The organism is Pseudomonas savastanoi, from assembly GCF_020917325.1.
In the GTDB taxonomy this organism is placed as follows: domain Bacteria; phylum Pseudomonadota; class Gammaproteobacteria; order Pseudomonadales; family Pseudomonadaceae; genus Aquipseudomonas; species Aquipseudomonas amygdali.
In genome coordinates this window covers 5,601,044-5,614,848 of record NZ_CP076652.1, presented here as the reverse complement: position 1 = coordinate 5,614,848, position 13,805 = coordinate 5,601,044, and the positions used below count along the sequence as shown (strand labels likewise).

Annotated in this window: 9 protein-coding genes; 3 read left to right on the top strand and 6 right to left on the bottom strand. The window is 60.4% G+C overall.

Annotated features, from left to right (window positions below):
* Positions 1-6: 6 nt before the first annotated feature.
* The 5 genes from KP808_RS24065 to hutU form a co-directional block, all read right to left on the bottom strand.
* Positions 7-1,548, bottom strand: coding sequence for an HAL/PAL/TAL family ammonia-lyase (locus tag KP808_RS24065; protein WP_230017064.1), 1,542 nt, complete (start codon positions 1,546-1,548; stop codon positions 7-9).
* Between the two features lie 12 nt (positions 1,549-1,560).
* Complete coding sequence (locus KP808_RS24060) at positions 1,561-2,391, bottom strand: quaternary amine ABC transporter ATP-binding protein (RefSeq protein ID WP_007247035.1); 831 nt, start codon at positions 2,389-2,391, stop codon at positions 1,561-1,563.
* Positions 2,388-3,239 (bottom strand): ABC transporter permease, encoded by an 852-nt coding sequence (locus tag KP808_RS24055; RefSeq protein ID WP_003343849.1) that lies wholly within the window; start codon positions 3,237-3,239, stop codon positions 2,388-2,390. Before KP808_RS24055 ends, KP808_RS24060 begins: the two co-directional genes overlap by 4 nt.
* Positions 3,240-3,312: 73 nt before the next feature.
* Complete coding sequence (locus tag KP808_RS24050) at positions 3,313-4,281, bottom strand: ABC transporter substrate-binding protein (RefSeq protein ID WP_122280908.1); 969 nt, start codon at positions 4,279-4,281, stop codon at positions 3,313-3,315.
* A 112-nt stretch (positions 4,282-4,393) separates the two neighbouring features.
* The gene (gene hutU / locus KP808_RS24045; RefSeq protein ID WP_230017063.1) at positions 4,394-6,091 is read right to left on the bottom strand and encodes a urocanate hydratase; all 1,698 of its coding nucleotides are present in this window, start codon (positions 6,089-6,091) and stop codon (positions 4,394-4,396) included.
* 652 nt (positions 6,092-6,743) lie between these two features.
* Here hutU and betT point away from each other — a divergent pair.
* Positions 6,744-8,699 carry a choline BCCT transporter BetT gene (gene betT / locus KP808_RS24040; RefSeq protein ID WP_206743391.1) on the top strand — a complete coding sequence of 652 codons (1,956 nt, stop codon included), beginning with the start codon at positions 6,744-6,746 and terminating at the stop codon, positions 8,697-8,699.
* Positions 8,700-8,866: 167 nt separating this feature from the next.
* Here the strand turns inward: betT and KP808_RS24035 are convergent, their stop codons facing one another.
* Positions 8,867-9,913 carry a LacI family DNA-binding transcriptional regulator gene (locus tag KP808_RS24035; protein ID WP_230017062.1) on the bottom strand — a complete coding sequence of 349 codons (1,047 nt, stop codon included), beginning with the start codon at positions 9,911-9,913 and terminating at the stop codon, positions 8,867-8,869.
* 173 nt (positions 9,914-10,086) lie between these two features.
* Here KP808_RS24035 and KP808_RS24030 point away from each other — a divergent pair, with 173 nt between their 5' ends.
* Positions 10,087-12,402, top strand: coding sequence for a TonB-dependent receptor (locus KP808_RS24030; RefSeq protein ID WP_230018966.1), 2,316 nt, complete (start codon positions 10,087-10,089; stop codon positions 12,400-12,402).
* Positions 12,403-12,437: 35 nt separating this feature from the next.
* Entirely contained in the window at positions 12,438-13,763 is a 1,326-nt protein-coding gene (locus KP808_RS24025) for an LLM class flavin-dependent oxidoreductase (RefSeq protein ID WP_230017061.1), read from the top strand.
* The last annotated feature ends 42 nt before the right edge of the window (positions 13,764-13,805 follow it).

The window sequence follows — 13,805 nt, the reverse complement described above, 5'->3', positions numbered from 1 at the left end:
CGCTTTTTATAGGTTTGCCGCATGATCGCGGCAGTGCTGGAAAACCCTTTCCAGCGATGTTGCGTCTTTGAGCAGGGCCGCGCTGCTGGCGATATCAGGGGCCAGCCAGCGGTCTTCATCGTAGGCCGGAACCCGTTCGCGCAGCAGTCGCCACGCAGCCGCCGTACCCACGCCAAACCCTTGCGCCTTGAGGAATTCGAATGCCTGGGCCGCCAGCAAATACTCGATGGCGAGAATCTGTGTGACGTTACCCAGCACCTTGTGCAGCTTCAGTGCGGCGCTGGTGCCCAGGCTCAGATGGTCTTCCTGCAGGCCGGAGGTCACGTAGTTGTCGACCACCGCCGGCTGGGCCATCTGGCGGTTTTCCGCGCACAGCGAGGCGGCGACGTACTGAACGATCATCATCCCCGAATTGACCCCCGGCTGACTGACCAGAAACGCCGGCAGGCCGCTGACCATCGGGTTGATCAGGCGGTCGAGGCGTCGCTCGGCGATGGAGCCCAGTTCTGCCAGCGCCATGCACAGCAGGTCTGCCGCCATCGCCACCGACTGGCCATGCGGGTTGGCCTGGGACACCACGCGCCAGTCATCGGGCGTGCCGAGCAGCATGGGGTTATCGGTGACCGAGTTCAGCTCGGTCTCGATCTGGCGAATGGCATGAGCCAACTGATCGCGGGTTGCGCCATGCACTTGGGGAATCGAGCGGATGCTCAGCGCGTCCTGGGTACGAATGCCCTGGCGGCTGGCAAGCACTTCGCTGCCAGCCAATACGCTGCGCAGGTTTTTGCCAACCTGCTGCATACCGGGATGCGGTTTGAGGGCAAGAATGCTCTCATCGAATGCATCCAGCTGACCGCCCAGTGCTTCGAAGGTCATCGCGCCGATCACGTCGGCCCATTGGCTCAGGCGCTCGGCATCGGCGATGGCCAGGCAGCTCAGGCCGGTCATGCACGGCGTGCCATTGACCAGACACAAGCCGTCTTTGGCACCGAGCAGCACCGGGCGCAGACCTTCCTCGTCCAGCGCTTGCTGCGCCGCGACGATTTGCCCTCGATAACTGACCTGACCGACGCCCAGCAAGGCGATGCCGACGTGCGCCATGTGGGTCAGGTAACCCACCGAACCCTGCGATGGCACGTGTGGCGTAATACCCCGGTTGAGCAGGGCCAGCAGTGCTTCGACCACTTGCCGGTGAATGCCGGATTTGCCCTGGCTGTAATTGAGGATTGCGGCGCAGATGATTGCGCGAGTCTGCTCGTCGGCCAGCGGCGCACCGACGCCGCAGGCATGGCTGAGCAGGGTATTGCGTGACAGGCGACTGAGCTGTTCGCCTTGCAGCGACACGTTGCACAGCGCGCCAAGCCCGGTGTTCACACCATAGGCGCGTTCGCCGCTGGCGACGATCTGCTGCACGATGGCCTGCGCGTTATCGATCCGCGCCCAGGCGGCATCCGACAGCACCAGTTGCGCGCCATGACGGGCCACAGCGACTACGTCCTGCCAGCCAAGCGGGGCTTCACCGATGACGATCTGTTCTGCTCGCGACATCTGCAACGGTCCTTAAAGGGTGGCCACGCGGCGCTGAACGAAACGGTCCACGTAATCGTCGGCGGGCGAGTGAAGGATTTCTTTCGGTGTACCGACCTGAATCAATCGGCCGTCCTTGAGGATCGCGATGCGATTGCCGATGCGTACCGCTTCGTCCAGGTCGTGGGTAATGAACACGATGGTCTTGTGCAGGCTGGCTTGCAGTTCCAGCAACTGGTCCTGCATTTCGGCGCGAATCAACGGGTCGAGGGCGCTGAAGGCTTCGTCCATGAGGATGATGTCGGTGTCGGCGGCCAGTGCTCGTGCCAGACCGACGCGCTGGCGCATGCCACCGGAAAGCTGGTGCGGGTATTTGTTTTCGTAGCCCTTCAGGCCAACGGTCGTGACCCAGTGCTGCGCGCGTTCCTGGCATAGCGCCTTGCTCTCGCCGCGCACTTTCAGGCCGTATGCGACGTTGGCCAGCACGGTCTTGTGCGGCAGCAGGCCGAAGCTCTGGAACACCATGCTGATCTTGTGCCTACGGAATTGGCGCAGCGCCTCCATGTCGTAGCGCAGGATGTCTTCACCATCAACCAGAATCTCGCCGCTGGTAGGGTCGATCAGGCGGTTGAAGTGGCGTACCAGCGTCGATTTGCCGGAACCGGACAGGCCCATGATGACGAAGATTTCGCCACTGCCGATCGACAGCGACAGGTCGTTGACCCCGACCACGCAGCCGGTTTGCGCCAGTACCTGATCCTTGCTCTGGTTCTGCTTGATCAGCGCCAGTGCTTCTTTCGAGCGGTTGCCGAAGATCTTGAATACGTTTTTGACGACGATTTTGTTCGGTTCCACGCTGCTCATTTGTGCGCCTCATGCCGTGGGCGGCCATAGGCCTGCGTGATACGGTCGATGACGACCGCCAGAATGACAATGGCCAGGCCCGCTTCCAGACCTCGCCCGACGTTGAGCGTCTGAATGCCCACCAGCACGTCTTCACCCAGCCCGCGTGCGCCGATCATCGAGGCGATGACCACCATCGACAGCGCCATCATGGTGGTCTGGTTGATCCCGGCCATGATGCTCGGCATGGCCAGCGGCAGTTGCACGCCAAACAGTTGCTGCCAGCGGTTGGCACCGAAGGCGTTGATGGCTTCCATCACTTCACCGTCAACCTGACGAATGCCCAGGTCGGTCAGACGAATCAATGGCGGCGCGGCGTAGATCACCGTGGCGAAGATGGCCGGGACCTTGCCCAGGCCGAACAGCATAAGCACCGGAATCAGGTAAACGAAGCTGGGCATGGTCTGCATGATGTCCAGCAGCGGCATCAGCACCGAGCGCAGGCGATTGCTGCGCGCGGAGAGAATGCCCAGTGGAATGCCGATCAGTACCGCAATGATCGTGGCGACCAGCATCAGCGCCAATGTCTGCATCAGCTTGTCCCACAACCCGACCGCGCCGACCAGAAACAGCAGGCCGACGATGACCAGCGTCGTGACGATCTTGCGTGTCGCGTGCCAGGCAATACCGCCGACGATCATCAGCATCAGCCACCACGGCGCCATACGCAGCAGGCCTTCGAGGTTGACGATGGCCCATAGCAGGGTGTCGGAGATGTGCCGGAACACATCGCCATACTGCGTGACCAGTGAGTCGACGCCATCGTTGACCCAGTTGGCGATCGAGAAAGTGAAGCTTTCAGGAAACATAAGCGGCTCTCAAATGAGGTGTGTCGGGTCAACGTCAGGGCAGTCGGACTTGTCAGTCCGACTGCCCTTTCGTTTACAGCGAAGCGTCCACCTTTTTCGCGGCGTCTTCGCTGACCCATTTGTGCCAGACTTCGGGGTGCTCTTTCAGGAAAATCTTCGCCAGCTTCGGCGATTCGATACGTTCCTTGGCCATGCGCCCCAGGTTCTGGTTGAGCAGGTCGATAGGCAGGTTGACCTTTTCCAGGATGGCGACCAGTTCAGGGGCCTCATCGTGGAACACTTTGGATACGCCAACCTTGATATCGATGGTCTTGTTGACCCCGGCTTTCTCCTCCAGACGCACCAGATCCACCTGGCCCATGAGTGGGGTCGGCGACCAGTAGTAGGTCAGGATCGGTTCGCCACGTTTGTAGCTGGACAGAATAGCCGCATCCAGCGCAGGGCCGGTGCCCGGGCGGAAGTTGGTGTATTTGCTTTCCAGGCCATAGCTCTTGAGCATTTCGCTGTTTTCCAGCTCGCAGGTCCAGCCAGCCGGGCAGTTGTAGAAGCGGCCTTTGCCGGGTTCTTCCTGATCCTTGAACACCGCCGAATACTGGGCCAGATCGCTGATGGATTTCAGGTTCGGCGCCTTGGCTTCAAGCTTGCGTTTGGCATCGCCTTCGATCACGTAACGCGGCACGTACCAGCCCTCGACTGCGCCGACGATGGGTGCGCCGACACCGACCACTTTTCCGGCTGCGGCTGCCTTGTTCCAGACTTCGCTACGGCCGACCCATTCTTCGGCGAAAATTTGGATGTCGTTGGTGCTCAGGGCGTTTTCCATGGCGATGGAGTTACCGGGCAGGGCGTCCACGGCGCAGCCGTAACCCTTGTCCAGAATGACCTGCAGAACGTCGGTCAGCAGCATCGCGCTTTCCCAGTTCAGACCAGCGAACTTCACCGGTTTGCCTGATTCGCACCAGCCGGCAGCCTGACTTGCGCCTGCACTGGCGAGCAAGCCTGCGGATACCAAGGTGGTCAACAGGGCCTTTTTCATTTTCATTATCGATGCTCCCAAGCTTGAAATGGATGGCGGCAGCTTCAAGTAGGCATCCGGCCCGTGGGCATGTTCATGCCCGTTCCCCGAGTCTGTCGGTTTGATAACCGCAGACTCCTTAACGCCCGATCATCGGCAGGTTCAAGCCCTGCTCTTTGGCACAGTCGATGGCAATGTCATAACCGGCATCGGCATGGCGCATCACACCGGTGGCCGGGTCGTTGTGCAGGACGCGGGCGATACGCTCGGCGGCTTCGTCCGTACCGTCACAGACGATCACCATCCCGGAGTGCTGCGAGAAACCCATGCCCACGCCGCCGCCGTGGTGCAGCGAAACCCAGGTCGCGCCGCTGGCGGTGTTGAGCAGGGCGTTGAGCAGAGGCCAGTCGGAGACGGCATCGGAGCCATCGCGCATGGATTCGGTCTCGCGGTTGGGGCTGGCGACCGAGCCGGAGTCCAGGTGGTCGCGGCCGATTACCACCGGTGCCGACAACTCGCCACTGCGGACCATTTCGTTGAAGGCCAGGCCCAGCTTGGCGCGCTGACCCAGGCCGACCCAGCAGATGCGAGCTGGCAAGCCCTGAAAACTGATGCGTTCACGGGCCATGTCCAGCCAGTTGTGCAGGTGATCGTCGTCCGGAATCAGTTCCTTGACCTTGGCGTCGGTCTTGTAGATGTCCTGCGGATCGCCCGACAGCGCGGCCCAGCGGAACGGCCCGATGCCACGGCAGAACAACGGGCGGATGTAGGCCGGGACGAAACCGGGGAAATCGAAGGCATTGGCGACGCCGACTTCCTTGGCCATCTGGCGAATGTTGTTGCCGTAGTCGAAGGTCGGAATGCCCGCTTGCTGAAACGCCAGCATGGCTTCGACGTGTTCGGCCATCGATTGCTTGGCGGCTTTCACAACATTGGCCGGTTCGCTGACTGAGCGGGCACGGTACTCGTCCCAGGTCCAGCCTTTGGGCAGGTAGCCATTGAGCGGGTCGTGGGCGCTGGTCTGGTCTGTGACCATGTCCGGACGCACGCCGCGACGGACCATTTCCGGCAGAATTTCTGCTGCGTTGCCGCACAGAGCGATGGAGATGGCTTTGCCTTCGGCGGTGTATTTGGCGATGCGTGCCAGAGCGTCATCCAGATCAGCCGCCTGCTCGTCGACGTAGCGGGTCTTGATGCGGAAATCGATACGGCTCTGCTGACATTCGATGTTCAGCGAACAGGCCCCGGCCAGTGTAGCGGCCAGCGGTTGCGCGCCACCCATGCCGCCCAAACCTGCGGTCAACACCCAGCGGCCCTTGAGGTTGCCGTCATAGTGCTGGCGACCGGCTTCGACGAAGGTTTCGTAAGTGCCTTGCACGATGCCCTGGCTGCCGATGTAGATCCAGCTGCCGGCGGTCATCTGGCCATACATGGCCAGGCCCTTGGCATCCAGTTCGTTGAAGTGCTCCCAGCTGGCCCAGTGCGGCACCAGGTTGGAGTTGGCGATCAGCACGCGCGGAGCGTTGCTGTGGGTCTTGAACACGCCGACCGGCTTGCCGGACTGCACCAGCAGGGTCTCATCATCGTTGAGCTGAGTGAGGCTTTCGATGATTTTGTCGTAGCACTCCCAATTACGCGCGGCGCGGCCGATGCCACCGTAAACCACCAACTCGTTGGGGTTCTCGGCAACTTCCGGGTCGAGGTTGTTCATCAACATGCGCAGAGGCGCTTCGGTCATCCAGCTTTTGGCCGTTAATTGGGTGCCGCGAGCAGCCCTTACGACGCCTTCGCGGTGGCGGGTCCAGTCCTGCTTCAGGTCTTGATTATTCTCGGTCACAAAAAAATCCTCGGCGATCAATTCGAACCAGCCCGTTGAAGGGCGAGCAGTGCCTGGCGAAGCAGGCCGATTCAGTCCGGTAGAAAGACAGAATGTCTAGCCTGTCTCTACTTGTACATACAAGCATATGCAATCAGAGGACCAACTTCACTTGGCGGCTATTCATTGATCGTTCGATGGCCCTGCGGCTCAGTATTTTCAGGGGGTAGCGGACTTTTCCGAACCGGCGAACAAATGTGTGAGGCGAGGTCAGGCCTGTTACCTGAAGCGTGATTTGCGCGCTTTTGGGGCGGGAGGTAACAGAATGGTGCGGGAAATATGCGCAGGGTCGCCGGGTCAACACCGGTTATTTATCGATGCCTGCAAAGTCCCTGTCGGGAGGGCCTGAATTGTGTCGCCTGAGGATGGGAACGATCCCGCTCAAGCATGCGTCATACCCAAGCCTGAGCGAGCATTCACTGGCCCCCGATTAGTCTTTACGGGCACTTTCATGTTTAAATTGAACGCTCGTTCAAGTTAAACCGGTGGTTCGCTGCCCGCTCACAACAGGAGGCTTACCCTTGCCGTATCCGCTTTTTGCAGTTGGTTTTATCAGTCCGGAGGCACGCAACCGATGAGTTCTCCGAGTACTTCTTCAAGCGGCAACGTCCGCATGAACGCTCCAGTGTTCTACTTCGCTGCGAGCTTTATTCTGATTTTCGGCATCGTTGTCATTGCCTTCCCGCAAGCCAGCGGAGAATGGCTGCTGGCGGCGCAAAACTGGGCGGCCAATACGGTCGGCTGGTACTACATGATGGTCATGACCCTGTATCTGGTCTTCGTGGTGGTCACCGCCTTGTCGGGCTTCGGCAAGATCAAGCTCGGTGCCGACCACGACGAACCCGAGTTCAGTTACCTGTCATGGGCCGGCATGCTGTTCGCCGCGGGGATCAGCATCACGCTGTTCTTCTTCTGCGTTTCAGAACCGCTGACACACCTTCTGCAACCGCCGCAGGGCGAAGGCGGTACGGCTGAGGCAGCGCGTCAGGGCATGCAGTTGCTGTTTCTGCACTGGGGCCTGCATGGCTGGGGCGTGTTCGCCTTTGTCGGCATGGCGCTGGCCTACTTCGCTTATCGCCACAACCTGCCGCTGGCCCTGCGTTCGGCGCTGTACCCGCTGATCGGCAAGCGCATCAATGGCCCTATAGGCTATGCAGTCGATGGCTTCGGCATCATTGCGACCATCTTCGGCTTGGGCGCAGACATGGGTTTCGGGGTACTGCACCTGAATTCCGGTCTGGATTACCTGTTTGGCGTGGCGCATACCCACTGGATTCAGGTCGGTCTGATTACCCTGATGATGGGCGCGGCGATTCTGGTCGCGATAGCCGGTGTAGACAAGGGCGTGCGCGTCATGTCCGACATCAACATGCTGCTGGCCTGTGCGCTGCTGCTGTTCGTGCTGTTTGCCGGCCCGACTCAGCACTTGCTCAACACGCTGGTGCAGAACATCGGGGACTACCTGGGTGCGTTGCCGAGCAAGAGCTTCGACGTCTACGCCTATAACGAGCCGAGTGACTGGCTGGGCGGCTGGACCGTGTTCTATTGGGCCTGGTGGATTGCCTGGGCGCCATTCGTGGGCCTGTTCATTGCGCGTATTTCCCGTGGCCGGACCATTCGCGAGTTCGTCTTCGGCGTGTTGTTGATTCCGCTGGGCTTCACCCTGGCGTGGATGTCGATCTTCGGCAACAGCGCCATCGATCAGGTGCTCAACCACGGCATGACTGCGCTGGGCCAGTCGGCTATCGATGATCCGTCTATGACCTTGTACCTGCTGCTGGAAACCTATCCGTGGAGCAAGACCGTCATTGCGGTCACGGTATTTATCAGCTTTGTGTTCTTCGTGACGTCGGCCGATTCGGGCACTGTGGTGCTGTCGACGCTGTCAGCCAAAGGCGGCAACCCTGACGAAGACGGTCCGAAATGGTTGCGGGTGTTCTGGGGTGTAGCGACTGCACTTATCACCAGCGGCCTGCTGTTCTCGGGCAGTATCGATGCGCTGAAATCGGCGGTGGTGCTGACGTCGCTGCCGTTCTCGCTGATCCTGCTACTGATGATGTGGGGCCTGCACAAAGCGTTCGTCATGGAATCCCAGCGCCAGATTGCGCAACTGTATTCGTTGGCGCCAGTGTCCGGTTCACGACGTGGCGGCTGGCGTCAGCGCCTGAGCCAGGCTGTGCATTACCCGTCGCGAGACGAGGTGTATCGCTTCCTTGACCAAACCGTGCGTCCGGCCATTGATGAAGTGACGGCAGTGTTTGTCGAGAAGGGCTTGAGCGTGGTCAACGTACCTGACCCGTCCAACGACTCGGTGACTCTGGAAATCGGTCACGGCGAAGAGCGTCCGTTCATCTATCAGGTGCAGATGAAAGGCTTCTTCACCCCTTCGTTCGCCCGTGGCGGCATGGGCTCCAAGCAATTGAACAACCGCCGCTACTACCGTGCTGAGGTTCACTTGAGCGAAGGCAGTCAGGACTACGACCTGGTGGGCTACACCAAGGAACAGGTCATCAACGACGTGCTCGACCAGTACGAGCGGCATATGCAGTTTCTGCATCTGGTGCGGTGATAGGGACGTGGGGGGCGATTATAACTATCGTCCCTCACGCTCTGCGCTGCGCCTCATGTTCAGGAGAGGACGCAGAGCGTCCAGAACGGCATGCGACGCGGAGCTTCGCACGATGGCTGACGTCATCGTTCTCCACGCTCCAGCGTAGGCGCGAGATTGTTTCGGGCTCATGTACTCTCCCGCTCCACCAATCTGCACTCCAGCAAATTCAGCCGTTGTATCTCTCCCTCCACCGGCAACACGCCAAGGCTTTCAAGCACACGCGTTGCGGCCAGTACGCCGATCTCCAGTGCTGGCGGTTTGATGGTGGTCAGGCTGGGTAGCATCATTTCTGCGAAGGCGTAATCGCCAAAGCCCATCACGGCACAATCCTTCGGTATATGCAGGCCTGCGCGCTGACTGGCGAGCAGGGCGCCGGCTGCCAGGTTGTCGTTGGCGAAGAAGATCGCGTCAGGGCGGGGCTCTTGGTTCATCAGGGTGTCCATCGCCTGTTTGCCTGCCTCGAATGGCGCTCGGTCCGCGTCCGGGACGAAGACCCACGGCGTGATACCGAGCCCTTCCAGAGTCGCAGCGTAGCCGTCACGCCGCTCCAGTGCGCTGAAGTCGCCTGCGATGCTGTTCTGCACGAACGCTATGCGGCGGTAGCCCTTGCCGTACAAATAGCGGGCTGCCGTGACGCCGACGTCATAGTGAGAAAAGCCAATCTGGATCGGGCTGCGTTCGGGCTGGTGGTCCCAGGTTTCGATCACCGGGACATCGGTCTGCTCGATCATTTTCTCGGTAGCCGGGCTGTGGAAACGACTGGTCAGCACCAGTGCTGCCGGTGACCAGCCCAGAAACGCCCGCACTGCGCTTTCTTCCTGTTCAGCGGAAAAGTAGCTGGAGGCCAGCAGCAACTGGAAACCGTGCTGGCTCAGGGTGTCGCTGAAACCCTGAATGGTGTTGGCGAAGATCGGCCCGGAGATGTTGGGAATCACCATCGCAACCACCCGGCTGCGCGCCGACGCCAGGCCGCCTGCCACTAGATTGGGCACATAGCCCAGCGCATTGACCACGGCTGCAATCCGCTCACGCAGTTCGGGCGAGACTTGCTCCGGCTGATTGAAATAGCGCGACACGGTAATGGCCGAGACACCGGCCTCACGCGCCACTACCGTGATCGTCACCCGGCCTGCGCCTCGGCGTTTGCGTGTCGCAGGTTTCTCGTCGGCCATGCTCGATCACTTCGTATAAAAGTAAAAAGAATATAAAACTAATTTTTCAGTATTGGACGATCTATTCGCCGTTTCCTGATACTGGCGATGTTAGCGCTAACAAAGATGGTTTGTCTGCTACTCGCCACCGCGAATGCCCGGACCCCGGTTTAGCCAGCAATCAACAGGCGCCAGTGCGTATCGCATTGTCGGATCAGGGCATATTTCAGGTAGGCACGCAGATGCACACAACACATGGGGATGGCGTCAAACACACAATTCTGGCGCAAGCCATCGATCAGGCTCATGCGGCGCGGGGGCGTCGTTATGGCTGGCTGTTGATGGGGCTTGCGGCGTTGCCGTGGGTTCCGGCGATGGCAGATAACGCAGCAACGCAGAGCACTGAAACGGTAGCGCTGGAGTCCGTCACCGTAACGGCCACGCGCCGTGAAGAGTCGCTGCAAAAAGTACCGGTCGCAGTTTCGGTGATTCAGGGCGAGCAACTGGAGCGGGACAATCGTAACGGCGTGGCCAGCATCGTGCAGCAAGTGCCTTCGCTGAATTTTCGTACCGGTGCGTCCAACAAGGACACCTCGCTGTTCATTCGCGGTGTCGGCACCATTTCCACCTCGCCGGGTGTCGAGCCTACAGTGGCGACAGTCATCGATGGCGTGGTGTACGCGCGTCCGGGCCAGGCCACGCTGGACCTGCTCGACCTTGAGCGCATCGAAGTGCTGCGCGGCCCGCAAGGTACGCTGTTCGGCAAGAACGCCTCGGCTGGCGTCCTGAACGTCACCACCAAGGCGCCGACCGAAGAGACCCACGGTTACATCGATCAGTCGTACTACAGCGGCAACGAAAGCCGCACCCGTTTCGGCATCGGCGGCAGTCTGATTCCGCAAACGCTCAAGGGCTCGATTACCACGCTGTTCGGCAGCTATGACGGCAACGTCGATAACAAGCTCAACGGTCAGGAGGTCAACGGTTACAACCGCAAGGGCGCACGCGGCAAGCTGGAATTCACGCCCAATGACGACATCACTTTCACCCTCGCAGCGGACTACATGCAGTCCCATGACGACGCGCCCAACGGCGTGGTGAGCAAGGCGCTGACCCCGGCGTTCGCCAGTGCGCTGTCACCGGTACGCGCCGACAGTGACAACCGCAACGTGCTCAGTGATTACCGCAGCCATGTCGAGGACGTCAACAAGGGCCTGTCCGGCCAGCTCGACTGGCAACTGGGCGATTACACCCTGACTTCCATTACCGCCTGGCGGGGCTGGGATAACACCCAGTATCAGGATGGCGACCGTCTTGGCACTGTCACCGCTGCCTTCCCCGGCACCGAAGATAAAGGCGATCTGGAGTTCAACCAGTATTCCCAAGAGCTACGTCTGGCGTCGCCGAAAGGCCAGTTTTTCGAATACGTGGGCGGTCTGTTTTACATGCACGGCAAGAGCGACGAGACCTATCAGCGCACGCTGATAACGCCGACGACTCAGGATCGCGGCATCGCCGACTACAGCACTACCACTGACAGCTACTCGGTATTCGGCGAAACCACCTTCAACTTCACCCCGGACTTCCGTGCGATTGCCGGGGCACGCTGGACCCACGACGATCTGGAATACGATCATCGCCGCGTATCGACATCGGCTACGACCGTCAGCGGTATTCAGCCTGCGACCAGCAGTTCCGGTTCGGTGGACGAGGACGGCAAGTCCGGTCGGCTGGGTCTGCAATATGACCTGAGCGACAGCGTGATGACCTACATCACCTACTCGCGCGGCTATAAAGGCCCGGCCTACAACGTGTTCTTCAACATGCAGCCGCGTGACACCGAGGCCTTGAAACCGGAGACCTCGAACACCTGGGAAGTCGGCGTCAAGGCCACCACCTGGAACAATCGCCTGACCACCAACCTGGCGGTGTTCCACAGCGATTACGACAACTATCAGGCGAACTTTTTCGACAGCGTTGCCGGGCAGGTTGTCACGCGCCTGATCAACGCAGGCAGTGTCAGCACTGAAGGCGTCGAGCTGGATTACGCCTTGCAGGCCACCCGTAACCTGAAGTTCTCTGGCGCGCTGTCCTACACCAAGGCGCGCATCGACAGCTTTGCCTGCCCGGCCGGTGCAGCGGCGTCGTGCAACGTCGATGGCAAAACCCTGCCGTATAGCCCTGACTGGAAAAGCTACGTTCGTGCCGACTACACCATCCCGCTGGACAACGGTCTGGATATCGAGCTGGGCACCGATTACAGCTGGCAGAGCGAAGTGCAGTACGACATCAGCCAGAACCCGGACACCAAGCAAGGCGCTTACGGCATCTGGAATGCCAGCGTGGCATTGGCCGATTACAACAGTGGCTGGCGCGTGGCGCTGCTCGGCAAGAATCTGGCAGACAAGTCCTATTCGCCGATGCTGGCCACCGGTGGTAGCTATGTTTACCGGTCTGTACCGCGTGATGACGAGCGTTATTTCGGCGTACAGCTACGCAAGGATTTTTGAGTCGTGGCACGCGGTAACACAGTAAGGAGTGAAGAATGAGCACGACTGCTCGACAGATGAAACTCGGCGCTTTTCTGATGGCCACCGGGCACCACGTTGCGGCTTGGCGTCACCCTGATGTGCCTGCCGATGCAGGGCTGGATTTCAAGCACTATCGGCACGTGGCCAAGGTCGCGGAAGCGGCAAAATTCGACACGTTGTTCGTGGCCGACAGCGTGGCTGCCGCCACCGGCGATATCGCCAGCCGCATGGCCCGCTCTGATCATTTCGAGCCGCTGACCCTGCTCTCGGCGTTGAGCGCGGTGACCGATCACATCGGTCTGATCGCGACGGCGACCACCACCTACAACGAGCCGTATCACGTTGCTCGCAAGTTCGCCTCGCTGGATCACTTGTCCGGTGGGCGAGCGGGCTGGAATCTGGTGACCTCCGATGCCGCCGCCGAAGCGCAGAACTTCGGTCGCGCCGAGCATGTGGGGCATGCCGAGCGTTATAGCCGCGCACGGGAGTTTCATCAGGTGGTGACCGGTCTGTGGGACAGCTGGGCAGATGACGCGTTTACCCGCGACAAGACCAGCGGTGAATATTACGACCCGGCCAAATTACATGTGCTCAATCATCACGGTGAGCACTTCAGTGTCAAAGGCCCGCTGAACGTGGCGCGTTCGCCGCAAGGGCAGCCCGTGGTCGTGCAGGCGGGTTCCTCTGAAGTCGGCCGCGATCTGGCGGCGCAGACCGCGGAAGTGGTGTTCACCGCACAGACCTCGCTGGCCAGTGCCCAAGCGTTTTATGCGGACATCAAGGGCCGCCTTGGCGCCTACGGACGTGACGCAGATTCGCTGAAAGTCATGCCCGGCGTGTTCATTGTCGTGGCCGAAACCGAGGCGTTGGCGAAAGCGAAATTCGAGTCGTTTCAGGAGCTGGTCGAACCTCAGGTTGGTGTCGCGCTGTTAGGCCGTATGCTGGGCAATTTCGACCTGTCGGGCTACCCGCTGGACGGCCCGTTGCCAGAACTGCCGCTGACTGATAGCGGCCAGCGCAGCCGGCAGAAACTGCTCACCGAACTGGCCGATCAGGAAAACCTGACCCTGGCGCAACTGGGACGGCGGATTGCCGGTGGGCGAGGGCATTACAGCCTGATCGGTACGCCCGAGCAGATCGCTGATGAGCTGCAAACCTGGTTCGAACACGGCGCGGCAGACGGCTTCAACGTGCTCGTGCCGCATTTGCCGGGAGGCCTGGAAGACGTCGCGCAATTGCTGGTGCCGGAGCTGCAGCGGCGCGGGCTGTTTCGTACTGAATATGAAGGCACAACGTTGCGCGAAAACCTGGGGCTGCAGCGGCCTGCTTATGGATTTTGATAATTCCCGTACCAGATACCGAGCCTGGCTGCAGAGAGGTGA